The organism is Stenotrophomonas sp. G4 (genome assembly GCF_003428825.1).
GTDB lineage: Bacteria > Pseudomonadota > Gammaproteobacteria > Xanthomonadales > Xanthomonadaceae > Stenotrophomonas > Stenotrophomonas indicatrix.
In genome coordinates, this window is the sequence record NZ_CP031741.1 from 1,676,621 (window position 1) to 1,702,387 (window position 25,767).

Sequence of the window (25,767 nt, forward strand, 5' to 3'; positions counted from 1 at the left end):
CCCGCAGAAGCGTGCTCTGCGGGTGCCGTTGCTGTTCTGTCATGCCGCGGCGGGATCGCGCTTGCCGGTGTCGATGCCGTACCGGTCGATCGCCTGCTGCAGCAGGCCCCGTTCCACATGCCCGTCATCGGCCAGGGCCTTCAGTGCCGCCAGCACGATGAAGTGGCGATCGACTTCGAAGAACGTGCGCAGCGATTCGCGTGTATCCGAGCGGCCAAAGCCATCGGTGCCGAGTGCGATGAAGCGCCGGTCGTTGATGAAGGGGCGGATCTGGTCGCCGACGATCTTCATGTAGTCGGTTGCCACCACCACCGGGCCGGCATGGTCCTGCAGGCACTGCTGCACGTAGGGAACGCGCGGCTCGTCGGCCGGATGCAGCAGGTTCCAGCGCTCGGCAGCCAGGCCATCACGGCGCAGTTCGGTCAGGCTGGTGGCACTCCAGACATCGCTTGCGATGGCGAAATCCTGCTGCAGCAGATCGGCGGCGGCCAGCACCTCGCGCAGGATCGAGCCACTGCCCATCAGCTGCACGCGAGGCTGTGCCGTGCTGTCGGCAGCGGCGGGACGCAGCAGATGGAGCCCCTTCAGGATGCCGGCTTCGGCGCCGTCAGGCAGGGCCGGGTGCGGGTAGTTCTCGTTGAGCAGGGTGATGTAGTAGTAGATGTCTTCCTGGTCCACATACATGCGGCGCAGGCCGTCGTGGATGATCACTGCCAGTTCGAAGTTGTAGGTCGGGTCGTAGGACACGCAGCTTGGAATCACCGAGGACAGCACGTGGCTGTGGCCATCGTCGTGCTGCAGGCCTTCGCCCATCAGGGTAGTGCGGCCGGAGGTGGCGCCAAGCAGGAAGCCACGGGTGCGCGCGTCGGCCGCTGCCCAGGCCAGGTCGCCGACGCGCTGCAGGCCGAACATCGAATAGAAGATGTAGAACGGAATCGTGGCCAGGCCGTGGTTGCTGTACGCGGTGCCCGCTGCGATCCACGAACAGATCGCGCCGGATTCGTTGATGCCTTCCTGCAGGATCTGGCCGTCCTTGGACTCCTTGTAATAGCTCAGCTGGCCGGCGTCCTGCGGGGTGTACAGCTGGCCCAGGAAGGAATGGATGCCGATCTGGCGGAACAGCCCTTCCATGCCGAAGGTACGCGATTCATCGGGCACGATCGGGATCACCAGCCTGCCCAGTTCGGGATCCTTGAGCAGGGCGGTGAGGATGCGTACGAAGCCCATGGTGGTGGATTGGCCACGATCACCGCTGCCCTGCAACTGGACGTTGAACGTGGACAGCGGCGGCAGCGGCAACGGATCGACCTGGGGCAGCCGTGCCGGCAGCTGGCCGCCCTGCGCCTGGCGACGCTGCGCGAAGTAGAGCGCCTCGGCACTGCCCGGTTGCGGGCGCAGGTAGGGCATCTCTTCCAGCTGCCCGTCGCTGACCGGCAGGTCGAAGCGGTCGCGGAACGCACGCACCGCGTCGGCGCTCATCTTCTTCAGCTGGTGGTTGATGTTCTGGCCTTCGCCGGCCTCGCCCATGCCGAAGCCCTTCACCGTCTTGGCCAGCACCACGCTCGGGCGACCGCTGGTGTTCACCGCCTGCTGGTAGGCGGCAAATACCTTCTGCGGATCGTGGCCACCGCGTGCCAGTGCCCAGATCTCGTCGTCGCTCATGTGCGCCACCAGCGCCAGCAGTTCCGTGTAGCGCCCGAAGAAGTGCTCGCGCACGTAGGCGCCGCTCTGCGACTTGAAGGTCTGGTAGTCGCCATCCACGCACTCCATCATGCGCTGGCGCAGCAGCCCGCTGTGATCGCGTGCCAGCAGGTCGTCCCAGCCGCTGCCCCAGATCACCTTGATCACGTTCCAGCCGGCGGCGCGGAAGGTGCCTTCCAGTTCCTGGATCACCTTGGCGTTGCCACGCACCGGTCCGTCCAGGCGTTGCAGGTTGCAGTTGACCACGAACACCACGTTGTCCAGGCGCTCGCGCCCTGCCAGCGAAATGGCCGCCAGCGATTCGGGCTGGTCCATTTCGCCGTCACCAAGGAAGGCCCAGACCTTGCGGCCTTGGTGCTGCTTCAGCCCCCGGTATTCCAGGTAGCGCATGTAGCGGGCCTGATAGGCCGCCGTCAGCGGGCCCAGGCCCATCGACACGGTGGGAAACTGCCAGAACCCGGGCATCAGCCGCGGGTGCGGATACGAGGACAGGCCCTCGCGTCCGGCTTCGCGGCGGAAGTTGTCCATCTGCTCGGCACTGATGCGGCCTTCCACGTACGCCCGGCCGTAGATGCCCGGGGCCGAATGACCCTGGATGTAGATCATGTCGCCGTCGAAGGTTTCGGTCCGTCCACGGAAGAAGTGATCGAAGCCCACGTCATACATGACTGCTGCGGACTGGTAGGTGGCGATGTGGCCGCCGACATTGGAATGCCTGCCGGCACGCAGCACCATCACCATGGCGTTCCAGCGGATCATCGCGTTCAACCGCCGCTCGATGGCCAGGTCACCCGGGTACGCGGGCTGGCGTTCGAGCGGGATGGTGTTGGTGTAGGCGGTCCACGCGCGGGTGTGCAGGTCGCCATGCTGCTGCACATCGAGTGCATCGAGCTGGTCCAGCAGATAATGCGCGCGGGGGCGGCCGCCGGCCTCGATCACCGCCTGCAGGGACTCGCGCCATTCGCGGGTTTCCTGCGGATCGGCGTCGAGGGGGAAGTGTGCCTGGTTCATGCTGCGTCTCCAGAGAGCGCCGGTTCTGCACCTGCACGGCACCGCCGGCAGGGCGACAGCTCTGGAGCGGAGTCGCGCCGGCAGGTCCGTGGCGCGGGGGCGGCCGTGGTGGCTGCCGAGGAGACAAGCGTAGGCGCCGTATCGGCTGGCGGGTAGACGGGCGACGATTGGGTCTGCGCGAACCTTCGCTTGGCCATGCAGCGCTGCAATGCGGATGTCATCGTTGGTGTGCACCCTGCTGGGTTTTCCAGCCTCGGGGTGGTTGGTCGGTTGTGAACAGCGTCAGGATCTGGGAGAAGAGCTACGCCTTGCGGCGCCGCCTGCTGCGTGGCTTCTTCCTTCGGCGTGGTTCACAGGCTGCCGATGCCGAGGACCTGGCCCAGGAGGTCTACCTGCGGCTGCTGCGCAGTACCGGCGAAGATGCCCAGGCGATCGAGAATCCCGAAGCCTATCTGTTCACGGTGGCGGCGAACCTGGCGCGTGAACAGGCACGCTCGCGCTCCGGCCTGCCACAGATCGAGGACGTCGACCTGCTGGCCGAGGTGCTGCGCAGCGAGGAGGACATCGAAGCTGATTTCGAGCGGGCACAGCGCTGGAGCGGAATCCGCGGCGCCATCGCGCAACTGCCGCCGACAACGCGGCGGGTGATGGAGCTGCACTATCGCGATGGGCTGGATTGCCGGCAGGTGGGGGCACAGCTGGATGTGTCGGTGCACATGGTGCGCAAGCACATCGGAAAGGGACTGGATGCCTGCAGGAAGGCGCTCGGCGCCGGGAAGGATGGATGAACCGGCAGGAGCCTGCAGCAATGGATGACGAGGTGGCCGAGCAGGCCGCGCACTGGTTCCTGTGCAACCGCGAGGGTGACCTGAGCGCCGCTCAGCGCATCGAGTTCATGGCATGGATGAAGCGCTCTCCCGAACACATACGCGCGTACCTGCATGTCCTGCACGTGCACCGGCAGGTAGGCGCGGTGATGGTGGCGCATGGACAGGAGCACGGGGACAGGGCCGCGTTGCCGGAGCTGCCGGCAACGGCGAAAGTCGTGCCGTTGTTTGCCGTACCGGTGCCCGTGCCGCGCGCCGTGATCGCATCGCGATCACGCCGGCCACTCTGGAGGCGGGTGGCTGCGGTGGCGTGCTGCCTGCTGCTGGCGGCCGGACTGGTGCCGTGGCTGATGCCTCGCGAACAGATGCTGATCGCCGGCCACGGGCAACTGCGTGAGGTGGTGCTGGCTGACCGGACGCAGGTGCGCCTGAACGCAGACAGCCGTCTGCGGGTGAACATCGGCTGGTTCAGCCGTCGGGTTGAACTGCTGAGCGGCGAGGCCACGTTCGATATCGCAGCGGATCACCGGCCGTTCGAGGTGCAGGTTGGCGATCTGCAGATCCGCGACATCGGCACCGTGTTCGATGTCTCGCGCCGTTTGCAGAGTACGCGCATCGGCGTGGTGTCCGGCGAGGTGGAGGTCTGGAGCGCCGGCAGCGGGCAACGACGGCTGGCGCAGTTGCCTGCCGGGAAGGTGGTCCTGGTCGATCACCGCAGCCATGCGGTACAGCCATTGGAAATACCGGTGTCCATGCTGCTGGACTGGCAACAGCGCCGGGTGTCGTTCCGCGATGAGCGGCTGGACGAGGTGGCGGCTGCCTTCAACCGCCACAACCAGATACAGGTGCGGCTGACCGACGAGGCGGCGCGCGCGGCGCGCCTGTCAGGCAGCCTGGAGGCGCACCGGGTCGCAGCGCTGCAGGCATTCCTGCAGCGGGACGCACGCTTCGTCATCCGCCGCGAAGCGGACACGGTATGGGTGTCCAGCCGTTGATCGCGGTTCGGCGAAGGGCTGTCAGAAAAAATTCATCGAATCGGCGTTCTCCACTTCCGCCGATGCCGGCTCTTACTTGGGAGAAGCCGCCGTCGCATGCCGACGCGGTACCAGCAGTCCTCTCTCCTCCAAGGAACCGTGATGCGCAAGAAGCTCTATCTGTCGGTGGTACTGGCCTTGTCTCCCTGTCTGGGTGCGCATGCACAGGTGGCGTCGGCCAATGGGCTTGAGACCCGGGTCACCGCAGCGATCGCCGCGCAGCCGCTGAGCCAGGCGCTGGAGCAACTGTCTCGCAGTTCGGGCGTGCAGTTCCTGTATGCCGGCGCGGGTTCTGCACCCATGGCAGGCGCGGTACCGCGAGGGGCCACCGTCAAGCAGGCGCTGGACACGCTTCTGGCCGGCACCGGCCTGCGCTACACGGTGGTGGACGGCAACGTGATCGCCATCGACGCGGCACCGGTCCCGCGGGAAAGCCGGCCGGCCGCACCTGCACCGCGCCCACCGGAAGCGGTGGTGGCCCCGACCCTGGGCACGGTCAAGGTGATCGCCGCCCATGAGGTCATCGACCAGAAGAAGACCTCGCCGGTGATCAAGGATTCGGTGATCTACGACGAGATGGACAGCTATGGCGATGAGACGCTGGCCGAAAGCCTGATGGCTGCGCCCGGCCTGAGTGCGGTGGAAGATGCGGGTGAACCGCGTTACGTGACCGTGCGCGGCGTGCAGGCCAATCTCAACTACACGACCATCGACGGCATCGCGATCGCAAGCGTGGGCGGCAGTGGCTCCGGCGAGCGCATGAACAACCTGCAGCTGATTCCCAGCGACATCGGCACCCGCACCGACATCTACAAGAGCTTCAGCGCCGAGCAGGCACCGGATGCCATCGGTGGTGTGATCGACATCATCAGCCGCAGCGCCTTCGACCGCTCCGGCAAGTACGTGTTCGCCGACGTGGCCGGCATCCATTCCACGGCCGAGACCAATGTGGGGCGCAGCGCGGGTGGCGACCACAAGACCCTGGGCCACTTCGGCAAGAGCGCCAAGGCAGTGTTTTCCAACCAGTTCGGCGGCGACGATCAGTTCGGCATCGTTGCGGTCGCGCGCTACGAACAGCGCTCGCGCAACAGCGTCAAGCGCTGGGTGGAATCGAACTACTACTACAACGATGCCGGCAAGTACCTCACCGATGGAACCACCGGCCCCGACGAGGCGAAAGGCTGGAACGGCCTGCGCGCACCGGGCAACTTCAGCACCGGCACCTACACCAACTACATCACCAACTTCGGTGGCTCGGCCAAGCTGGAATGGAAGCCATCGGACGACCCGTTCTATGCCTCGCTGCTGTTGTACTCGTACCGGTTCTACGAGAACTCGACGATGAACAAGACCGATCTGTATGGCAACGCCAAGTTCCCGATACGCAACCAGAGCGAGGACGGCGGCACCAGCCAGATCAACAGCATCTACATCAAGAACCGCCACGACCGCTGGGACCGCAGCAACCGCGGCGCGATCGCCAGTTTCAACTGGGATATCGGTGATCTCTCGCGGCTGACCCTGCGTGCCGGCCACACCGAAGAGACCTTCCACAACAACCAGGTCTACTGGGGCGTGCGCGCCTACCCGAGCAACCTGTTCGTTGACTATGCCAACGACAGCCATGGCTTTCCGAACGCCGTGGGTGTTTCCGATTCCAGCCTGCTGACCAGTTCGGCGTTCAAGCTCAATCCGGCGCAGGCCTATATCTCGCCGCGCGATGCCAAGGAGAGCATCGACAACCTGCGCGCCGACTTCAGCTACAACATCGATGCCGATGCACGCGGTTTCGGTCTGGCTGCCGGTGCCGAGTATCGCCACCTGAAGATCTGGCAGGACATCGATTTCGATTACTACAAGACCAGCGCGACCTTGAATGACTATCTGTACCCGGGTTCGACCCTGCTTGGCAGCGTTCCCGGTTTCCCGTTGATCGACAACCGCAAGTGGCATGACGAGCTCTACCCGAAGCTGGGCAACAACGATGCGGCGTACCCGAATGCCGACTTCACCAGCGATTACAAGTACGTGGAAGACATCGCCAACGCCTATGTGTCGGCGCATTACGCCTGGGACCGGCTGCTGCTGATCGGCGGCCTGCGCTACGACCACACCACCTTCGATGCGTTCAGCCCGTTCAGTGAGGATGGTGGCACCACCTATACGTCGGCGTTCCGCAAGAGCAGTGGCGGCTACAACAACCTGCTGCCGTCGCTGAACGCCACCTTCAAGCTGAGCGAAGACCAGCGCCTGAGGTTCTCCGCCAGCCGCACGCTGGGCCGGCCGACGCCCAGCAACATCGCCCAGGCCACCAGCACCAGCTGCGGCGACGACGAGCTGGGCGGAGGCTTCTGCAGCATCAAGCAGGGCAACGCCTCGCTGCGGCCACGCCGCTCGACCAACCTCGATCTTGCCTGGGACCTGTACTTCAACGGCAACAACGGCCTGGTCTCGGTGGCGTTGTTCGACAAGGTCATCAAGGACGACATCTATACCCTGACCACGTTCGAGAACGTCGGCGACATCCGCTACCGGATCACCCAGCCGATGAACACCGATGAGTCGACGCTGCGCGGTGTCGAGTTCGCGGTAGCCAACCGCAACCTGCAGTGGGGCCGCCACCGCTTCGACATGTACCTCAATGCCACCCGCCTGGACGGGCAGACCAACTACCGCATCAGCGACGGCAGCGAGCGCCGCCTGGACCGCCTGCTGTACCAGCCGGACTGGTCGGTGAACGGCTCGGTGATCTGGCGCATGCCATGGAAGAACTCGCAGCTGCGCGTATCCGGCACCTACCGCAGCCGGATGCTGGTCGACTTCGGCGATACCCAGTGGCTGGATTCGTACTACGACCCATACATGACCTTCAACCTGGCCTTCAGCCACAAGGTCAGCAAGCACGTGACGCTGAAGTACGAGGCCAAGAACCTGTTCAACACCCAGCCGACCTACAGCACCGGTCCGAACGGCCGCTTCCGCACCGAGATCGATGACTACGGCCGCTTCTTCTACTTCCACATCATCTACAACTGAGGGCGGGCGTCTTGGATACGATCAATCGCAGGCGTTTCCTTGCCCTGTCCGGACTTTCCGCATTGGGTGCGTGGGCCGGAACGGCCCGCGCGCTGGCCGCGCAGAAGGATGTGGCAGCGCTGAATCCGCGCAATCTGCTCGCATCGCCGCGCTTTGCCAGTACACCGTTCACTCTCGGCGTGGCGTCGGGTGATCCGTCGGCCGACGGCGTGGTGTTGTGGACGCGGCTGGCCACCGAGCCACTGGTGTTCGGTGGCGGCATGCCAACCCGGCCGATGGCGGTGGCATGGCAGTTGGCCGCCGACGAGAGCATGCGCACCGTGGTGCGGCAGGGCACCGCGCTGGCCCACCCCGAGCTTGGCCATGCGCTGCACGTGGAACTGGACGGCCTGCTGCCGGGGCGGCCGTACTGGTACCGCTTCACCGTGGGAGGCCATGCCAGTGCGATTGGCCGCACCCGCACCCTGCCTGCGGCCAACGCACGGATCGACCGCGTGCGCTTCGCGGTGGCCGGTTGCCAGCACTACGAGGAGGGGCACTACAGTGCATGGCGACACATTGCCGAGGAGCCGCTCGACTTCGTGTTCCATTACGGCGACTACATCTACGAGGGCGAAAGCCAGCCAGGCGTGCGCAGGATGAACGGCCAGCCGTTCACCAACCTGCGCAACCATGTTGGCCCGCAGACCTACACGCTCGACGACTATCGCCGGCGCTACGCGCAGTACAGGACCGATTCGGACCTGCAGGCCGCGCACGCCGCGTCGCCGTGGTTCGTCACGTTCGACGACCATGAAGTGGACAACAACTGGGCCGGCGCCGAGGACCAGGACGGCACGCCCAGTGAAGTGTTCCTGCTGCGCCGCGCACAGGCATTCCAGGCCTACTACGAGAACATGCCGCTGCGTGCTTCGTCGTTCCCGCGCGACGGCCATATGCAGATGTACCGGCGCGCGCGCTATGGCACGCTGCTGGACCTGCACCTGCTCGATACCCGCCAGTACCGCAGCAAGCAGGTGGACATCGCGCAGCGCGGGCAAGTGGAATCTCCCGAACGCAGCATTGTTGGCGCAAAGCAGGAGCAATGGCTGTTCGACGGCCTGGCCGACGCCGCGCCGCGCTGGCACACCATCGCCCACCAGGTTTCGCTGGGCAACTACCTGCGCGAGAAGGACGGCGTGGTGCAGGCCTCCGACGACCAGTGGTCCGGTTATCTGTCCAGCCGCCGGCGCCTGCTCGATCACATCCAGAAGGTGGGCTTCGGCAACGTGGTAACCGCCTGTGGCGATGCGCACCGTCACTATGCCAGTGACCTGGTACAGGACAATGCCGATTCCGGGGTGATTTCCAGTGAGTTCCTGGCCACTTCGATCACGTCGGGCGCGGACGGGCAGGGCGTGGATGCCTATGCAGAGAACCAGCTGCGGCACAGTCCGCACCTGAAGGCGACGACGGACAAGCGTGGTTATGTGCTGTGCGACGTCACCCGTGATGCCTGGATCGGTGACATGAAGACGCTCGATACGGTCATGCAGCCGAACGGCGCGCTGCAGAGCTGGAAGCGCTATGCCGTCGAGCATGGCCGGCCGGGGTTGCAGGAGGCCTGAGCGGGATGTCCCACCCTGTGGAGCCGAGCACGCGCCCGGCTCCACAGAATCACTTTCAGCCGTGATCGAAGCGCAGCGGTTCGCTGCCCATGGCAGGGTCGCTGGTGCCAGGCCGGCCGTCTTCGGCCCGTCCGGCGAGGCGTTGCTCGACGCCCTGCGAGCGCACGATCAGGTCGTACCAGCCTGCGGTTGGCGCGGGATCCCAGGCCAGTACGGTTTCCGCGCCAGCCACCAGCTGTAGTTCGCGGGTGGGCATGTGGCCGGCGTAGGCGCCGGCCTGCACCTGGACCCTCCGCGCCGAAGGCGATGGATTGCGCAGTGTCAGGCGCATCTGGCCGTCCGCGCGCTCCACGTGCGCGTGCAGCGGCGCGAGCGTGCCATCGCCGCGATAATGGCGATGGAATCCATTCGGTCCCAGCAGCCAGAGATCGTAATGACCCTGCGCATCCAGCGGCCAGCGATCCTGCAACGGGGCACCCGGTACCACGGTGTAACGGCGCGGAACGGCGTCCAGGCGCAGGCGGTCGTAGACATGCAGCACCGCCGCGGCGCCATCGCTGGCCAGCTGCAGGGTGAGACCAGCACCATCCACCGATGTGGCCTGCACCTGCGGCCGATAGGGCAGTGCCCGTGCAGGACGTACGCCTGGCTCCTGGCGGGCCGGATGCAGGCCATCGGGCAGCGCGGGCACGGTACGGCCGGGCAGGGCGGCGGCGCGCGCGGCGACCGCGGTGACATCGGGCAGCGCCTTGGCGAAGGGGCGGGTGTCGCGCTGGGCGAAGTCGAAGGCGTTGCTCAGATCACCGCAGACCGCACGCCGCCACGGCGAGATGTCCGGCGCGGCCACACCGAAGCGGCGCTCGATCAGACGCAGCACCGACGTGTGGTCGTACACCTGCGAGTCGACCCAGCCGCCGCGGCTCCACGGTGAAATCACATACAACGGTACGCGCGGGCCAAGCCCATAGGGGCGCCCACGCAGCTCGGTGGCATCGTATTTCTCGTCGCCCGGTGCCGGGCGGTGGTGGTATTCGCCCTCGGTGCCGACCGCCGACGCACCGGCCCAGCCGGCACCAAGCGGGGACGGCGGTGCCGGTGGCGGCACATGGTCGAAGAAGCCGTCGTTCTCATCGAACATCAGCAGCAGGGCGGTACGGCTCCACACCTCTGGATCGGCGGTCAGTGCATCCAGCAGGTGCGCGGTATAGGCGGCGCCCTGCGCGGGGCTGGACGGACCGGGGTGCTCGCTGCCGGCTGCATCGGCGATGATGAAGCTGACCTGCGGCAGTCGGCCGCTGATCGCGTCCTCGCGCAGCTGTGCCAAGCCACGGGTACTGACCCCGCGCGCGCGCAGCTCCGGGTCATGCCCCGGGTCGCCGCGGTACGCCTGGCGGAAGGTCTCGAACCCGGCAAGCGGGTTGTCGGTGAAGTTGTCGGCCATGTCCTGGTAGATCTGCCAGGACACCCCAGCCTGCTGCAGCCGCTCGACATAGCTGGCCCAGCGGTACGAGTCCGGATGGCCGCCCAGCTCGGGGAAATTGTCGTGCGAATTGGCGATCACCGGGCCGCCTGCCTGGCCCTGGGCGTCGTTGTGGCCGGTCCACAGGAACACGCGGTTCGGGTTGGTGCCGGCCTGCATCGCGCAGTGGTAGGCATCGCACAGCGTGAACGCATCGGCCAGGGCGAACTGGAACGGCATGTCGCTGCGCTGGAAGTAGCCCATCGAATGGTTCTGCTTGGCCTTGGGCCAGTGCGCCATGCGCCCGTGGTCCCACGCCTGCTGTGCATCAGGCCAGGTGTGGGGCGTGCCTTCCACCCGCATGTAGCCGAAGTGCGCAGCGGTATCCAACGGAAAGGGGGCGATGGCGCGTTGTCCGCTGGCGTCGGGCTGCAGCCACAGGCTGCGCGGGCGGTCGCCACCGGGCAGCGGCGATGCCGGGGCAACGAAACGGTCACCGAAGCCACGCACGCCCGGCAACGTGCCGAAGTAGTGGTCGAACGAGCGGTTCTCCTGCATGAACACCACGATGTGCTGCAGGTCCTGCAGGCTGCGCGTGCGCGAAGCAGGGGCGATCGCTGCTGCCCGGGCGATGCTGGGCAGCAGCGGCGAAAGGCCGGCGGCGACGCCGGCCTGCAACAGTCGGCGTCGGCCGGTATCAGTCACAGGGTCACACTCACAGGTCCACGCGGAAGGAGATGCCGACGGTGCGCGGGGCGCCGATGAAGGCGTTGTCGCGGCCGTCCACCCCTGCAAGATAACGCTTGTCGGTCAGGTTGCTCACCACCAGGTTGGCGCCCATGCCCTTCAGGCGCGGCGACAGGCCCTGCAGGTCGAAGCCGATGTTGGCGTTGAACACGGTGGCCGAGGGCAGCTTGTTGACGTTGGCCGCATCCAGGTAGCGTTCGCCCAGGTAGCGACCGGACAGGCCGAAGTTCCAGTTCTCACCCTGCCAGTCGGCCGACACCACCAGGATCTGCTCCGGCTGGCCGATCACCTTGGCGCCATCGACGATGCCCAGCTGCGTGTCGCGCGCGTCGTTGCCGCTGCCCAGGTACTTGGAACGGTTGTAGGTGTAGGCCGCATTGATGCGCCAGCCATTGTCCCAGCCGTAGCCGAAGGCCGCTTCCAGGCCGTTGCTCTCCACGCCGCCGAAGTTCTCGTAGACGCCATCGGTCTCGCCGAGGTAGTCGATGCCGCTGACCAGGCCGGCCGGCAGATACACGATGCGGTTGTCGAACTTGATGTTGTACAGGGTGACCGAGGCGGTCAGCGGCCAGCGGCTGATGCGCATGCCCAGTTCGATGTTGTCGGCGGTCTCCGGTTCGACGTTGCGGAAGCGCTGGGGATCGGTTTCACCCAGCACCCCGGACGGGATAGCGGCGAAGTTCTGCGAGTAGCCGGCGAACAGTTCCATGCCCTCCACGCCCGGGGCCCAGGTGAAGCCGGTGGACAGCAGCGGATCGGACTTCGAGTCGGATTTCACATTCTCGGCGGCGCCGATCACGCGGCGGCGGGACTGGTCGACGAAGAACTGCTTTACGCCCAGGCGCGCGCTGAACGGGCCGAAGCGGGCCACGTCCTCGACGTAGTACATCTGCTCATCGACCTTGTACTTGTCCTCGAACTGCACCCAGTAGGGCTGGTGGTCGAAGGCGATGTCCTGGCCGACGTCGAGCAGGCGGTGCCAATCGCGGCGCACGGAACGGTCCAGCTTCTCCACCCACAGCCCGCCGCGCACGGTGTTGTCGATGGCGCCGAAGGTCTGCCGCCATTCAACGTCGGCGGTCACGCCCATGCGATCGTTGTCGTAGTGGGAGTGGCGGTAGGACTGCGCGCCCTGCACGTTGCCGGCGTAGCAGTTGGGGTCGTACTCGGCGCTGAAGCCGAGCCGTGGCGTGCAGCTGGCAAGACGTTGGGCGGAGCTGCCGTCGGGGTTCACGAAGTAGATCTGGCCGCGGTTGCTGCCACCGTAGACGGTCCTGCCGCCGAGGTACTCCGACTGCGGGCGACCGGCACCGTCGTCGTTGACGTCGGCCAGGTACGGTGGCAGCCAGTCACCGCGGCCCTGCATGCGGTGCCCGTAGGCGGCCATCGAGGCCTTGAAACCGTTGCCGCCATCGAAGGCGGCGCGCAGGTAGCCGAACGTGTTCTCGCGCAGTGCGCGCGAACCGGAGCGGTAGTTCTGGTCCAGGTACGGAATGCCGGTCAGGGTGCCGACCAGGCCGTCGCGGTCGGGGTTGGTGGCGAACCCCTTTGGCGAAACGCTGGTGTACTCCGGCTCGTCGGCATCGTTGTAAGACAGGTAGCCGGTCAGGGTCCAGCGGTCCAGCTCGGTGATGAACTTGCCGGCGATGTTGTCGTTGCTGGTGTGGCCGGTGCCGTCGATCCAGTCATGCACGCGCGCCGACGATGCGCTGATCCACGCGCGGGTGTGTCCTGCAAGCAGGCCGGTGTCGTAGCGCACGTAGTACTTGCGCGCTTCATTGTCACCGGCAGCTACCACCATGCGCAGTCGCTGCTCCTGCAGTGGGTCGCTGGTGAGGAAGTTCAGGGTGCCACCGAGTGCTTCGTTCGAGCGCGAGGAGATATCGGCCGTGCCCTGGCTCACTTCCACCGTTTCCAAGTCGAGCGTGTCGATGTAGCGGTTGGCCAGCGAGCCGCCGCCATAACCGGAACCACCACTGGGCAGGCCATCGATGGTGGTGCCGATCTGCTGGGTGTCGCGGTTGGTGACAAAGCCGCGCATGCTGATCTGCGTGCCCCAGACCGACGAACCGGTGGCATCGGCTTCGCTGACGACCACGCCGGGCACTTCGTTGAGCGCGCCATTGACGCTGCTCAACACGGTCTGCCGGTTCAACGTTTCCTGGCGCACCGAGGTCTTGGCATAACTGGTGGCCTGGCCGATCACCTGTACCTGGTCCAGGGTCCGCGCGTCGGCGCTTCGCGTATCGGCCACATCGCCCTGCGGTGCTTCAGCCAGGGCATCCAGTGCGGGAGCAATCAGCAGGGCAAGCAGCGAGATACGGGGAAAGCGCGCAATCGTTCGCATCGAAACCGGACCTTCAAGGGAGGAAAGTCCGGGAGTGTCGGCAGCGCCGATGACATGGCGGTGACGCGCAGATGCAGGGAGTGTGTTGTGTGACGGCCGGCAAGGCCGGGGCATTGCTCAGTAGCGCGCGTCCTTCGGTTTCGGATCGCGCGGCCAGTCCTTGGCTTTGCCGGCGAAGTCCGGGCGCGGCTGGTTGATGAAGTAGCTGGCGATATCCACCGCGTCCTGGTCGGGCATCACCTGCTGGCCCAGTGGCGGTTCACGGGTCATTGCAGGCGGCATGTTGTGCTTGACGAAGCCGGCGGCCTTGTACAGCCGCGCCATGCCGGCACCGATGTTGAAGCTGCGCTCGCCCCACAGCGGCGGGAACGCGATATCGCCGCTGGCGTCGCGCCGGCCTTCGCCGTTGTCGCCGTGGCAGGCGGCGCACTGCGCGGCATACAGCGCCTGTCCACGTATCGGGTCCGGTGTCAGCGTGCTGTCGATCGGCCCTTCGCTGGGCGCGGCCACGCGCGCACCCTCTGGTACCGGGCGGCTCAGCCACGCCATGTATTCCAGCATCGCACGCATCTCCGGCGCGTCCTTGGCCAGCGGTTTGCCGTTCATCGAACGCTGCAGGCAACCGTTGATGCGCTCGGCCAGGCCGATTTCCCTGCCCGGCCGCGGCATGTAGCGCGGGTAGCTGCCGCCTCCGGTGTTCAGGTAGTGGTTGCCGAACGGTCGCTTGCCCTCGGCCATGTGGCACGAATTGCAGTTCAGATCGTTGCCGACGTTGTCCGGCAGAAGGCGTGCGGTCTCGTTGAGCAGGCGACGGCCGAACATCACCGCGTCGGCGTTGCCGAGGCTGGCGATCTCCTCGGCACTGGGCACGTGGTACTGGCCCACCACCTGGCCGTGGCTGTCGAGGATGTCCAGGGTCCTCGCGACTTCCGCGTCCAGGTCCGGGTACAGGTGCTGGTACAGCAGCGTGCCAGCACCGGCCAGCAGCACCGCAACGACCGCGCTGGCGATCAACACTGTCGAACGCTTCTTCGAACGCCTCATTGCGCCGTCTCCTGCGGGACCACATGCGCCGGCTTGTCACGCACCACCCGGCGCATGCGCGCTACGTCCAGTTCAGTGACCGCGCTGGCCTGGTTGCCCCAGCTGTTGCGGATGAAGGTGAGGATGTCGGCGAGCTGCGCATTGGGCAGCTGTTCGAAGCCCGGCATGGTGAATGCCATGCGGTCGTGCGCGGTATGTGGCGTGCGCCCGCCGGTCAGGGTTACCTGCACCAGCGAGCTGGGATCATCGGCGAACACGATGGAGTTGCCCGCCAGGGCTGGGTAGACCCGTGGCATGCCGCGGCCATCTGCGCGATGGCAGGCCTGGCAGTGTTCGGCGTAGGCCAGCGAACCGGCCACCCGGTAGTCGCCGCCGCGCAGTGCGGCGGTAGTGGTGTCGGTGCCCGGCGTCCACTGCGCGCTGCGCCCTTCGCGGGCCGGCAGCTGCTTCAGGTACCGCGCCATCGCCAGCAGATCGGCGTCGGACAGGTACTGCGTGCTGTGCTCGACCACATCGGCCATGCCGCCAAAAGCCGCGGAGCGATCGGTGCGGCCGGTGCGCAGGAACTCGACGATTTCGGCTTCGCTCCAGCTGGCCAGGCCGGTCTGTTCATTGCGCAGGTTCTTCGCGTACCAGCCTTCCAGCACCGAGCCGGACAGGAACTGGCGGCTGCCATCGTCGGCCATCGCCTTTTCCTGGAAGGCCAGCCCGCGCGGGGTATGGCACGCGCCGCAATGGGCCAGGCCTTCAACCAGTTCGGCGCCGCGCTGCTGGCCGGCATCCAGGGTGGGATCAGGGCTGAAGCTGCGCGGGCGTGCGAACAACAGCTGCCACCAGGCAAGCGGCCAGCGCATGTTTGCCGGCCACGGAATCGTGCTGTCGGCGTTGTCCTGCCGGACCGGTTGCACCGCACCCATGAAGTAGGCATACAGCGCCTTGATCTCGGCATCGCTGGCGATCACGTACGAGGCGTAGGGCATGGCCGGATACAGCGGCTGGCCGTCATGGCGGATGCCACGCCGCACCGCGCGCTCGAAATCGGCGTACTCGTATGCGCCGATGCCGGTCTCCGTGTCCGGTGTGATGTTGGTCGAGTACAGCGTGCCCATCGGGGTCTGCATGCCAAGGCCGCCGGCGAACGGCCTGCCGCCCGGTGCGGTATGGCAGGCGGCGCAGTCGGCAGCACGCGACAGGTACCGGCCCTGTTCGATCAGGGCCGGGTCGTGGATGTCGACCTCGGCCTGTTGCGGTGGGGCGAACCAATACGGTGTACTGCGGGCGATGCCGTAAGCGGCGGCCAAGGTGGCGGCCAGGGCAATGGCGAGCTTGAACGGGGTGCGCATGCCGGCACTGTGGCCATTCATGCGATGGCGTTCATTGATCCGGATCAATGCTTTGGCCGGTCGCGACATTGTGACAAGCTGAATCGATCCTGCGCTGTCATCAACCCGTCATCCAGCTGCGATAGATGGCGCCGGGCGTGGCCGCTAACCTGCCACGCTGTCGCACTTTTCCCCTGACTGCCCATGAAGCGCCTGCTGCTGCTTTTGCTGGCGTGCGCCGGCCTGTGGCTGGCTGCATGCTCTTCCTCGATGACGGCCTCGTCCACCTCGCTCAGCGACCGCCTGATCGCGCCCGGTGGCGTCTCGACCCTGCTTGATCAACCGCGCATCGCCGCAGCTGTGGCCGCGCTGCCGAACCGGCATGGCTTCGCCCCGGGCCGTGATGGCGTGCCGATCTTCTGGCGTGCTTTCGATCCGGGCGACTACGGTGCGCGCTACCACTACCTGCCGCAGCAGCACCAGAACGGCCTGCCGCTGGATACCGGGTTGAGCCTGTCCGTACCGCAGCCGTTCCGCGCGCAGGCACCGCGCGGCACCGTGGTGCTGCTGCACGGCTGGATGATGAACGGTGATTCGATGCTGCCATGGTCGCTGCAGCTGGCCGAGTCGGGCTACCGCGTGATCACCCTGGACCTGCGCAACCATGGCCAGTCCGGCGCCGGTCCCTCCGGCTACGGCACCTATGAGTCGGACGATGTTGTGGATGTCATCGCCGAACTGCGCGCGCGCGGCGAAGTGACCGGCCCGCTGTACCTGTTCGGTGTTTCCTACGGCGCTGCCACCGCATTGTTCACCGCCGACAAGCTGGGCGACCAGGTCGCCGGCGTGGTGGCGATGGAATCGTTCGCCAATGCCGGGGTTGCGATCCGCACCATGATTCCGCATCTGATGGCCCTGCAGCCGGAAGGGTTGAAGGCACAGGCCATCGCTTCGTATGCACGCTGGCGCTACGGCAGCCAGGACATCAACCAGGTGGTGGCCGCCGCCAGCCGCCGCATCGACGTGGATCTGGACAAGGTGGATGTTGCCCGCGCGCTGGCCGATACCCGCGCCTGCGTGCTGCTGCTGCACGGGCAGGGCGACCAGCACATTCCGGTCAGCCAAGGGCGTGCGCTGGCGCAGGCCAATCCGCGTGCGCACTACATCGAGATGCGCGGCGAAGATCACATCACCCTGCCGCTGCGGCTGGACCTGCTGGCCGGGGTGGTCGATGACTGGATGGCGCGCGACGAGCACCATCCGAAAGCCGCGTGTCCGGCACCGCAGTTGCCGGCCCAGGCCGAATGGCTGGTGCATGGCGTCGACACACCCGCAAAAACCCCAGCACGCGGCTGAGCTTCAGGGCAGGCGGCGGGCCAGCGAACGTGCAGATGCCGCTACACCCAGCAGCATCGCTGACACGCACAGGAAGGCAAAGCCCAGGCTGGTGGCATGGGCGAGCGCGCCGATCGCGGCGGGGCCTGCAAGAATGCCGGCATAGCCCAGGGTGGTGACTGCGGTGATCGCAATGCTCTCCGGCATCGCGCGCTGCTGGCCGGCCATCGAGAACAGGGCGGGCACGATGTTGGCGCAGCCCAGGCCCACCAGCACGTAGCCGACCAGCGCCATGGCGAAGGAGGGCACCAGCGTGGCCAGCGCGAAACCGGCCGCAGCGGTGATGCCGCCAATGACGATGGTACGGGTTCGGCCGAGGCGCTCGACGATGCCATCGCCGAACAGGCGCATCGCCGTCATCGCCAGCGTGAACACGGCAAACCCGGCACCGGCCTGGTCGCGCGGCACGTGGCGTATTTCGGCCAGGAACACCGCGCTCCAGTCCAGCATCGACCCCTCGGCCAGGAACACCACGAAGGCGAGCACGCTGATGAACAGCACCACGCCGTGCGGCAGGGCCAGCATTGGGCCGTCATGCAGAATGCGCTGCGGGCGCCAGTGCGGTGCCGACAACAGGGCCACCAGCAGCATCGCCGCCACGGCAACCAATGACGCCAGCCACAGGGGCGTGCCGAGAACCAGCAGCCCGGTCATGCAGCCGGCGCCGATGAAGCCGCCGATGCTGTAGAACGCGTGGAAGCCGGACATCATCGGCCGCCCTGCATCGCGCTCGACGGCCACAGCCTGCATGTTCATCGTGCAGTCCATCGCCCCCACACCCGCACCGAACACGAACAGCGTTGCTCCCAGTGCCAGCGGCGTGGGGGCGAGCGTCAGCAGTGGCAGGGCGAGCAGGATCAGGGCCGTGGTCGCGATCATCAAGCGGCGCGAGCCCAGGCGCGCGGTCAACGCACCGGCCAGCGGCATCGCCAGCAGCGAGCCGAGGCCAAGGCAAAGCAGCAGCCCGCCCAGGCTGGCGTCGGACAACCCGGCCTTGGCCTTGGCGAAGGGCACCATCGGCGCCCAGGCAGCGGTGGCAAAGCCGGGAATGAAGAACGCAGCGCGGGTCGCGTGCTGCTGGGCGGGAGGGGAGGAAGGCGTCATGCGCGAGGAAGGCTCCAGAAGATCCTCTTCATGAAAACGTTTTCAGAAGCCATCGGCAAGTGCCATGGATGACATCGGGCGACGCATACGAATGCAGTGGTCCGGATGCGTCACCGTTGATCAATGCCATCGATCACACCGACCGCGTGGTTGCACTGATCCGGGAAGCGGTGGCTGCCGTCAGCGGCTGGCCATCGCGCGGAGAGGTGCCGATCGGGTCGCAACCGACGACAGCCCGGGGCCGGCAGAGTAAACTCCTGCGCCTGCGGCCCTTGGCCGCCATTCCCCGTCCCCTCCAGCCGCCGCCAGAGGATCCCACCCCATCGTGGAGGTCCCGTCGTGTCGTCTGTGCCTGTTCGTTTTTCCCCGCTCTGCCAGCGTCGTCGCCCGTTGGCGAACGCCCTTGCCCAGGGTCTTCTGCTGACCTCACTTGCCGCTGCCGGCACTGCCTCGGCGCAATCGGCACCCGCTGCAGAGGAGGTCAGGACAACCTCGCAGACCCTGCAGACCGTGCAGGTCACCGCCAACCAGTTGGGCACCATCACCGAGGGCAGCGGCGCGTACACGCCGGGTACCATCGCCACCGCCACCCGCCTGGTGCTGACCCCTCGGCAGACCCCGCAGACCATCAGCGTGATCACCCGTGCGCAGATGGACGACTTCGGTCTGGATGGTATCGATGACGTGATGCGGGTGACCCCCGGCATCAGCATCGTCACCTACGACAGTGAGCGCACCGAGTACTACGCACGTGGTTTTGCCGTGCAGAACTTCCAGTACGACGGCATTCCGATGTCACGCGACTCGGCGTACTCGGCCGGCAATACGCTCAGCGACACCGCGATCTACGACCGCATCGAAGTGCTCAAGGGCGCCACCGGCCTGCTGACCGGCATGGGCGACCCCGGCGCGACCATCAACCTGGTGCGCAAGAAGCCGGGCAGGGAATTTGCTGGCAGTGCGACGCTGGGCGTCGGCCGCTGGGACGACTACCGTGCCGAAGTCGATGTCGGCGGCCCGCTGACTGCCGATGGCCGCGTGCGTGGGCGTGCGGTAGGTGCCTGGCAGGACAAGCATTCCAATCTGGATTTCTACCAGCGCACCAGCAAGGTCGGCTATGCCGTGCTGGAAGCCGATCTGGGCGAACGCACGCTGCTGACAGTCGGTGGCGACGTGCTGGAGAGCGATCCCAAGGGCTCGACCTGGGGCGGTATTCCGCTGCTGGACAGCCGGGGCAATTTCAACGACATGCCGCGCTCGTTCAACAACGGCACCCACTGGAGCGGTTGGCGCCAATACGTGCGCACCGGTTTTGCCACGCTGGAACATACCTTCGACAACGACTGGGTAGCCAAGCTGCAGCTCAACCATCAGGTCAACGGCTACGATGCGGCACTGGCCGGTGCGGCCGGTGGCAATCCCGATCCGGTCACCGGCGAAGGCGTCTCGTTGTGGCTGGGCAAGTATGTCGGCAAGACGGTCAGCAACGCGGCCGACTTCTATCTGAGCGGCAATTTCGGCCTGTTCGGTCGCCAGCATGAACTGGTGGTCGGCGGCAGTGCCTCGCGCAAGCGCTGGACCAACACCGGCTATTCGCCGCAGCCCGGGTACCCGACCGCCGTTGCCGACTACAACAGCTGGAAGGGTGACATCCCGGAGCCGGAATGGCAGCGCGGTTATGGCAACAATGAGGTGACCCGTGAGAACGGCCTGTACGTGGTCGGTCGCTTCGACGTGGCCGACCCGTTGAAGGTGATCGTCGGCAGCCGCCTGGCCAGCTACCGTTCGCCGCAGACGCGCGAGACCGGCGTGTTCGTGCCTTATGCCGGCGTGGTCTACGACCTTGGCCAGCACTATTCGGTGTACGCCAGCTACAGCACCATCTTCAAGCCGCACAGCGAACGCGACGAACAGGGCAAGGCACTGGATCCGCTGGAAGGCCGCAGCTATGAAATGGGCCTGAAGGCGGAGTTCCTCGACGGCCGCTTCAATGCCAGCGCGGCACTGTTCCAGCTCGACCAGGACAATTTCGCCCAGCCTACAGGCGGCAAAACGCCCAACGGCGAAGACGCCTATCGCGCACTGATGGGCGTACGCACCAAGGGCTACGAACTGGAGATGTCCGGGCAGTTGGCCGAGGGCTGGCAGGTGCAGGGTGGCTTTGCGCACAAAATCGCCCGCCAGGCCGGCAGCAAGGTGACCACGCTGGAGCCGGAAAACCAGTTCAGCCTGCACACCAGCTACCGCCTGCGCGGCGACTGGCAGGGCCTGACTGTCGGTGGCGGTGCGCGCTGGCAGGACTCCACGTTCGGCGACATCACCAACCCGGCCAGTGGCACGTCGGTGGTTCATCGCACCCAGCCGTACTGGCTGCTGGATGCCATGGCCCGGTACCAGTTCAACGATCGCCTGTCGGCCACGGTCAACGTCAACAACCTGCTGGACAAGCGCTATTACACGATCTTCAGCTGGTACAGCACCTACACCTGGGGCGAGCCGCGCAACGTGCGGCTGGCAGTGACGTACAGGTTCTGATCGCGTTGCAACAGGACATGCCCGCGCTGCCGGATGGCATCGCGGGCATGCTGGTTACAGCTTCAGGTCGAACACCAGCACTTCGGCGTCGTTGCCGTTTTCCAGGGTCAGCTGTGCCTCGTCGCTGACCTGCAGTGCGTCACCCGCTTCCAGGGTGATGCCGTTGACCTGCAGCTGGCCACGCGCCACCTGCACATACGCGCCGCGGCCGGCAGCCAGGGCGTGGTGCAGCTTCTGCTCGCCATCGAGGATGGTGGCGAAGATGCGCGCATCCTGATGGATGTGCAGCGAACCATCGGCGCCATCCGGCGAGGCGATCAGGCGCAGCTGGCCGCGCTTGCTCTCCGGCGTGAAGTGGGTCTCCTCATACGACGGCGCGATGTTCTCGGCCTCCGGGAAGATCCAGATCTGCAGGAAATGCACCGGATCACTGGCCGAATGGTTGAACTCGCTGTGGCTGACGCCGCTGCCTGCGCTCATGCGCTGCACGTCGCCGTAGCGCAGCACCGAACCGGTGCCCATCGAGTCCTTGTGTTCCAGCGCGCCGCCCAGCACGTAGGAGACGATCTCCATGTTGCTGTGGCTGTGGGTGCCGAACCCCTGGCCGCCGATCACCTTGTCTTCGTTGATGACCCGCAGCGGGCCGAAGCTCACATAGCGGGGGTCGTAGTAGCTGGCGAACGAGAAGGTATGGCGCGAGGACAGCCAGCCATGCTCGGCCAGGCCACGGGTAGCGCTCTTGCGGATCTGCAGCATGATGGAATCTCCTTGTTCGATGGTTTCGATGGGGCGGGGTGGGCGGGTAGCCGCTGTGTTTCCCCGTTGAAGAGAAGTATCCGCTTGCACCTTGGGTTTGAAAAACGGATAGTTTTGACAGCCATCATCGAAAATTTCGAATGCTCAAGCTCAGCCTCGATGCCCTGCAGATCCTGGACGCGATCGACCGCCGAGGCTCCTTTGCCGGCGCCGGCAAGGCCCTGCACAAGGTGCCTTCGACCATTTCCTACACCGTGGCCAAGCTGGAAGAGGATCTGGGGGTGCAGCTGTTCGACCGGATCGGCCCGCGGGCGGAGCCGACCGAGGCCGGGCGCGCGCTGCTGGAGGAGGGCAGGCACCTGCTGCGTGCGGCCCGGGAGCTCGAGCTGCGGGTGCGGCGGGTGGCCTCGGGCTGGGAGGCGGAATTGACCCTGGCGGTGGATTCGGTGTTTCCGACCTGGCTGTTGGGGCCGGATATTGCCGCGTTCCGCGAGGTGGCGGCGCCCACCCGGCTGCGCCTGTTTGGCGAAGCACTGTCCGGTACCTGGGAAGCGCTGCTGGACCGGCGCGCCGACCTGTTGGTCGCGGCTCCCGGTGAGGGTCCCAGTGGCGGGGGCTACGTGGTCGAGCCGCTGGGCAGCGTTGATTTTGTGTTTGCAGTGGCACCCGGGCATCCGCTGGCGTCCGTACCGGGTGTGCTGGGCCGCGAGCAGTTGGCGCCGTATTGCGCGATCGCCGTGTCCGACTCGGCGCGGCGGCTGCTGCCACGAACGGTGGGCCTGTTGATGGGTCAGGAGACGTTGACCGTGCCGGACATGGCCAGCAAGTTGAAGCTGCAGTGCCAGGGGCTGGGATTCGGCTTCCTGCCCGAGCCCTGCGCGCGCGCGGCGGTGGCGCGCGGCCAGCTGGTGATCCGCGAGGTCGAGGAGCACAAGCCGGAAGAGACCTTCTGGTTGGCCTGGCGCACCGGCGAGGATGGCGCGGCCCTGCGCTGGTGGCGCGAGCGCCTGCGGCGGCCGGAGCTGCTGGCCCAGTGGTGGCAGGCGATGGCAGAGGGGTAGGGTTCGGCAGGGCTGCGCCCTGCACCTGCAGAATCGACGGCAACGGCAACGGCAACGGCAACGGCAATGGCAACGGCAATGGCAACGGCAATGGCAACGGCAATGGCAACGGCAATGGCAACAGCCAAAGCCAAAGCAACAGCGGGCATTCCGTGGGATGGCGGGGTGGGTCCGGTTGCGGGGACGCTGCAAGTACGTCCATGTAAGCTCGGTCGCGCCATCCATGGCGCTCACGCCCCCGCAACCGGACCCACCCCGCCTTCGACAGATCTGCGCAATCTGCCGGAATGGCTTGGCCTGCTCTTGGCCTGCTCTTGGTGGGTGTCGACCTTGGTCGACACGTAGATCCACGCCAAGCATGGATGTCCTTCGTTCAACTGTCGAAATATTCGAATTCAATGGAGTCATCCACGCATGGCGTGGATCCATCGGATCGCGAGAATCTGTCAGAGGTGGGGCGGTGTCGGAGTGCGGGGTGTCAGCCGCATGGATGCGGCTGCCAAGCCTACAGGGACGTACTTGCGGCGTCCCCGCAGTCCGACACCGCCCCGCCACCCCACGGAATGCCAGCTGTTGCTGTTGCTCCGGCCGTTGCTTCTGCAGGTGCAGGGCGCAGCCCTGCCGAAAAACACACATAAAAAAACAGCAGGCCGAGGCCTGCTGTTTCGGTGTAATGGTGCGCCCGGAGAGATTCGAACTCCCGACCGCCTGGTTCGTAGCCAGGTACTCTATCCAACTGAGCTACGGGCGCCAATTACATAAACTTGTTGTGTTGATCGTGTGTGGTGCGCCCGGAGAGATTCGAACTCCCGACCGCCTGGTTCGTAGCCAGGTACTCTATCCAACTGAGCTACGGGCGCGCGGTACACAATCAAATTTTACTGCACTTCCAGCGGCGGATGCTGGAGGTCTGTCGAGTGGTGCGCCCGGAGAGATTCGAACTCCCGACCGCCTGGTTCGTAGCCAGGTACTCTATCCAACTGAGCTACGGGCGCCCTGCGACAGGAGCGGAATTATGCGGATGTCGGCGCGCGTCGTCAACGCTTTTGTGAAAATTTTCACCCAACTGAATGAAAAACGCCTCTGCGACAGCCTCCGGGTGTTTCATCCACGCGAAGTGATCGGCCTGCGTACCCAGCTCCTGCGCAGAAAGCACGCGTAATTGCGAGGCGACATTCGGCAGTTTCGCCAGCAGCGCCTGCATTGATCCGGTCGGTGCCAGCCAATCGTCTTCCATCAGCACCGCCTGCGCACTGCCATGCACGCGCGCCATCCGCGCATCCAGGTCCTCGTCCATGCCTGCGGCGGCGTAGTGATTGCTCAGCCCTACGCGTGCCCAGTCGGCGATCAGTCCGCGTGCTTCGGTACCGCCGAAACCGAGCCGGCGCCCGTGCAGCACGCCCTGGCGTCGCGCGATCCACGGCAGGAAGCGATAGAACAGTGGCAGCAGCCAACCGCGTGGTGGCGGGAACGTGCGCCAGAACGGTGTGCCGCTGGCGGCCAGCCACAATCGATCGAACGCCTGTGGCTGGCGTCCGGCGTGCACGCAGGCCAGCTGCCCGCCCAGGCTGTGGCCACCGATGATCCATGGCAGCGCGTTCTGGCCAGCATCAGCGCCGGCGAGCAGGGCCTGGCTGGCCGGCAGATCGTGGTCGAGAATCTGCCGGTAGCCCCAATCCTGGCTGCGCGACGGGCGCAGCGAACTGCTGCCATTGCCACGCCATTCGTGCAGGTAGACCGCCACTCCCCTGGCTGCAAGTGCCTGCGCCAGCGGTACGTAGTGGCGCGCGGCCACGCCCAGCGCCGGCAGCCACAACAGCCGTGCCAGCGGCTGTGCGGGCACGCAGGCGATCACGTCGAAACGGTGGCCATCGCCGCTGTTCACGGTGAGCGCGCGTAGCGAATCGCTCATGCGTGGGGCGCCGCGCCGAAGTGGTCCAGTACCAGCACCTCGCTGCGGCCGGGCGCATAGCCCTGCTGCAATCCGCGCGCTACGTAGTCGATGCCGGCTTCGCAGGCGTTGGCCAGGCTCAGCCCGTTGCAGAGCTGCGCGGCGATGGCCGAGGCCAGCGTGCAGCCCGTGCCATGCGCATCCAGTGGCAGGCGGGCATGGATGAATTCTTCGCTGCTGACGCCATCGAAGTAGCGGTCGACCACGCGGTTGCCTTCGTGCAGGTGCCCCCCCTTCAGCAGTACTGCACCGGCGCCCAGATCAAGGAGCGAGGCGGCGGCCCGCTCTGCGTCGTTGCCATTGGCGATGCTGCGGCCGACCAGCAGCTCCGCTTCGGGTGCATTGGGGGTGACCAGGGTGGCCAGTGGCAGCAGCCGTTGGCGCATTGCCTGCAGCGCGCTGTCCTCCAGCAGGCGCGCACCGCTGGTGGCCACCATCACCGGGTCGAGCACCACGTGCGGTGGTCGATGGCGTTCCAGTGCATCGGCCACCGCGTGGATCACCTCGGCGTTGGCCAGCATGCCCAGCTTCACCGCGTGGATGTCGAAGTCGTCGAAGCAGGCTTCGATCTGCGCGCGCAGGAAGTCGATCGGTGGCACGTGCACGGCGCGCACACCGCGGGTGTTCTGCGCGGTCAGTGCGGCGATCACCGACAGCCCATGCACGCGATGCGCGGCGAAGGCCTTCAGGTCGGCCTGGATGCCGGCGCCGCCGCCGGAATCGGAGCCGGCGATGGTCAGGGCGGAAACGGGGGTGGTCGGGCTCATGCAGCGATTGTGCCGTGCTGCCTTGCCAGGGGGTAGTGCCGGCCGGGCTGCGCCCGGCACCGG

At 66.2% G+C, this 25,767-nt stretch carries 16 protein-coding genes and 3 tRNA genes; 7 read left to right on the top strand and 12 right to left on the bottom strand.

Going from position 1 to position 25,767, the window contains the following annotated elements:
• Positions 1 to 39: 39 nt before the first annotated feature.
• Positions 40 to 2,712: a pyruvate dehydrogenase (acetyl-transferring), homodimeric type gene (gene aceE, locus D0Y85_RS07945; RefSeq protein WP_117310087.1), complete on the bottom strand. Its 2,673-nt coding sequence runs from the start codon at positions 2,710 to 2,712 to the stop codon at positions 40 to 42.
• 272 nt (positions 2,713 to 2,984) lie between these two features.
• Between aceE and D0Y85_RS07950 the strand changes: the two genes are divergently transcribed.
• The 4 genes from D0Y85_RS07950 to D0Y85_RS07965 all read left to right on the top strand — a co-directional run bounded on the left by D0Y85_RS07950 (position 2,985) and on the right by D0Y85_RS07965 (position 9,216).
• Entirely contained in the window at positions 2,985 to 3,500 is a 516-nt protein-coding gene (locus D0Y85_RS07950) for a sigma-70 family RNA polymerase sigma factor (RefSeq protein WP_117310088.1), read from the top strand.
• A gap of 20 nt (positions 3,501 to 3,520) precedes the next feature.
• Positions 3,521 to 4,534, top strand: a complete 1,014-nt coding sequence (locus tag D0Y85_RS07955; protein WP_229291163.1) for a FecR domain-containing protein — start codon at positions 3,521 to 3,523, stop codon at positions 4,532 to 4,534.
• 141 nt (positions 4,535 to 4,675) lie between these two features.
• Positions 4,676 to 7,609 (top strand): TonB-dependent receptor, encoded by a 2,934-nt coding sequence (locus tag D0Y85_RS07960; RefSeq protein ID WP_117310090.1) that lies wholly within the window; start codon positions 4,676 to 4,678, stop codon positions 7,607 to 7,609.
• An 11-nt stretch (positions 7,610 to 7,620) separates the two neighbouring features.
• Positions 7,621 to 9,216 (top strand): alkaline phosphatase D family protein, encoded by a 1,596-nt coding sequence (locus tag D0Y85_RS07965; protein WP_117310091.1) that lies wholly within the window; start codon positions 7,621 to 7,623, stop codon positions 9,214 to 9,216.
• Positions 9,217 to 9,271: 55 nt separating this feature from the next.
• Here the strand turns inward: D0Y85_RS07965 and D0Y85_RS07970 are convergent, their stop codons facing one another.
• The 4 genes from D0Y85_RS07970 to D0Y85_RS07985 form a co-directional block, all read right to left on the bottom strand.
• Positions 9,272 to 11,380, bottom strand: coding sequence for a phospholipase C, phosphocholine-specific (locus tag D0Y85_RS07970; RefSeq protein ID WP_117310092.1), 2,109 nt, complete (start codon positions 11,378 to 11,380; stop codon positions 9,272 to 9,274).
• 10 nt (positions 11,381 to 11,390) lie between these two features.
• On the bottom strand, positions 11,391 to 13,769 hold the full coding sequence (locus D0Y85_RS07975; RefSeq protein ID WP_117310093.1) for a TonB-dependent receptor: 2,379 nt from the start codon (positions 13,767 to 13,769) through the stop codon (positions 11,391 to 11,393).
• A gap of 117 nt (positions 13,770 to 13,886) precedes the next feature.
• A complete protein-coding gene (locus tag D0Y85_RS07980; protein ID WP_033830818.1) occupies positions 13,887 to 14,813 on the bottom strand; it encodes a c-type cytochrome in 927 nt (308 codons plus the stop codon).
• Entirely contained in the window at positions 14,810 to 16,156 is a 1,347-nt protein-coding gene (locus tag D0Y85_RS07985; RefSeq protein WP_117311882.1) for a cytochrome c, read from the bottom strand. The genes D0Y85_RS07980 and D0Y85_RS07985 overlap by 4 nt, the downstream gene beginning before the upstream one ends.
• A 183-nt stretch (positions 16,157 to 16,339) precedes the next feature.
• On the opposite strand from D0Y85_RS07985, the gene D0Y85_RS07990 reads away from it, so the two are divergent.
• Entirely contained in the window at positions 16,340 to 17,491 is a 1,152-nt protein-coding gene (locus D0Y85_RS07990) for an alpha/beta fold hydrolase (RefSeq protein WP_032976526.1), read from the top strand.
• Positions 17,492 to 17,494: 3 nt separating this feature from the next.
• On the opposite strand, the gene D0Y85_RS07995 is transcribed toward D0Y85_RS07990, so the two are convergent.
• Positions 17,495 to 18,634, bottom strand: a complete 1,140-nt coding sequence (locus D0Y85_RS07995; RefSeq protein WP_117310094.1) for an MFS transporter — start codon at positions 18,632 to 18,634, stop codon at positions 17,495 to 17,497.
• 339 nt (positions 18,635 to 18,973) lie between these two features.
• On the opposite strand from D0Y85_RS07995, the gene D0Y85_RS08000 reads away from it, so the two are divergent.
• Positions 18,974 to 21,169, top strand: a complete 2,196-nt coding sequence (locus tag D0Y85_RS08000) for a TonB-dependent siderophore receptor (protein ID WP_117310095.1) — start codon at positions 18,974 to 18,976, stop codon at positions 21,167 to 21,169.
• Between the two features lie 54 nt (positions 21,170 to 21,223).
• On the opposite strand, the gene D0Y85_RS08005 is transcribed toward D0Y85_RS08000, so the two are convergent.
• Positions 21,224 to 21,925, bottom strand: a complete 702-nt coding sequence (locus D0Y85_RS08005; RefSeq protein WP_025878940.1) for a pirin family protein — start codon at positions 21,923 to 21,925, stop codon at positions 21,224 to 21,226.
• Positions 21,926 to 22,065: 140 nt separating this feature from the next.
• Here D0Y85_RS08005 and D0Y85_RS08010 point away from each other — a divergent pair, with 140 nt between their 5' ends.
• Positions 22,066 to 22,986: a LysR family transcriptional regulator gene (locus D0Y85_RS08010; RefSeq protein ID WP_025878941.1), complete on the top strand. Its 921-nt coding sequence runs from the start codon at positions 22,066 to 22,068 to the stop codon at positions 22,984 to 22,986.
• 674 nt (positions 22,987 to 23,660) lie between these two features.
• On the opposite strand, the gene D0Y85_RS08015 is transcribed toward D0Y85_RS08010, so the two are convergent.
• From D0Y85_RS08015 to thiD, 5 genes are all read right to left on the bottom strand, one after another.
• Positions 23,661 to 23,737, bottom strand: a tRNA-Arg gene (locus tag D0Y85_RS08015).
• Positions 23,738 to 23,769: 32 nt separating this feature from the next.
• Positions 23,770 to 23,846, bottom strand: a tRNA-Arg gene (locus D0Y85_RS08020).
• A 58-nt stretch (positions 23,847 to 23,904) separates the two neighbouring features.
• Positions 23,905 to 23,981: transfer RNA gene (locus D0Y85_RS08025), tRNA-Arg, on the bottom strand.
• Positions 23,972 to 24,898: an alpha/beta fold hydrolase gene (locus D0Y85_RS08030; RefSeq protein ID WP_117310096.1), complete on the bottom strand. Its 927-nt coding sequence runs from the start codon at positions 24,896 to 24,898 to the stop codon at positions 23,972 to 23,974. Before D0Y85_RS08030 ends, D0Y85_RS08025 begins: the two co-directional genes overlap by 10 nt.
• Positions 24,895 to 25,704 (bottom strand): bifunctional hydroxymethylpyrimidine kinase/phosphomethylpyrimidine kinase, encoded by an 810-nt coding sequence (thiD, locus tag D0Y85_RS08035; RefSeq protein ID WP_025879449.1) that lies wholly within the window; start codon positions 25,702 to 25,704, stop codon positions 24,895 to 24,897. The genes D0Y85_RS08030 and thiD overlap by 4 nt, the downstream gene beginning before the upstream one ends.
• Positions 25,705 to 25,767 lie beyond the last annotated feature (63 nt).

Bases quoted from the DNA above. Each gene is read 5' to 3' on its own strand.
- aceE (WP_117310087.1), bottom strand. From the start codon at position 2,712: ATGAACCAGGCACACTTCCCCCTCGACGCCGATCCGCAGGAAACCCGC.
- D0Y85_RS07955 (WP_229291163.1), top strand. From the start codon at position 3,521: ATGGATGACGAGGTGGCCGAGCAGGCCGCGCACTGGTTCCTGTGCAAC.
- D0Y85_RS07960 (WP_117310090.1), top strand. From the start codon at position 4,676: ATGCGCAAGAAGCTCTATCTGTCGGTGGTACTGGCCTTGTCTCCCTGT.
- D0Y85_RS07975 (WP_117310093.1), bottom strand. From the start codon at position 13,769: ATGCGAACGATTGCGCGCTTTCCCCGTATCTCGCTGCTTGCCCTGCTG.
- D0Y85_RS07980 (WP_033830818.1), bottom strand. From the start codon at position 14,813: ATGAGGCGTTCGAAGAAGCGTTCGACAGTGTTGATCGCCAGCGCGGTC.
- D0Y85_RS07985 (WP_117311882.1), bottom strand. From the start codon at position 16,156: ATGCGCACCCCGTTCAAGCTCGCCATTGCCCTGGCCGCCACCTTGGCC.
- D0Y85_RS07990 (WP_032976526.1), top strand. From the start codon at position 16,340: ATGAAGCGCCTGCTGCTGCTTTTGCTGGCGTGCGCCGGCCTGTGGCTG.
- D0Y85_RS07995 (WP_117310094.1), bottom strand. From the start codon at position 18,634: ATGACGCCTTCCTCCCCTCCCGCCCAGCAGCACGCGACCCGCGCTGCG.
- D0Y85_RS08005 (WP_025878940.1), bottom strand. From the start codon at position 21,925: ATGCTGCAGATCCGCAAGAGCGCTACCCGTGGCCTGGCCGAGCATGGC.
- D0Y85_RS08010 (WP_025878941.1), top strand. From the start codon at position 22,066: ATGCTCAAGCTCAGCCTCGATGCCCTGCAGATCCTGGACGCGATCGAC.
- D0Y85_RS08030 (WP_117310096.1), bottom strand. From the start codon at position 24,898: ATGAGCGATTCGCTACGCGCGCTCACCGTGAACAGCGGCGATGGCCAC.
- thiD (WP_025879449.1), bottom strand. From the start codon at position 25,704: ATGAGCCCGACCACCCCCGTTTCCGCCCTGACCATCGCCGGCTCCGAT.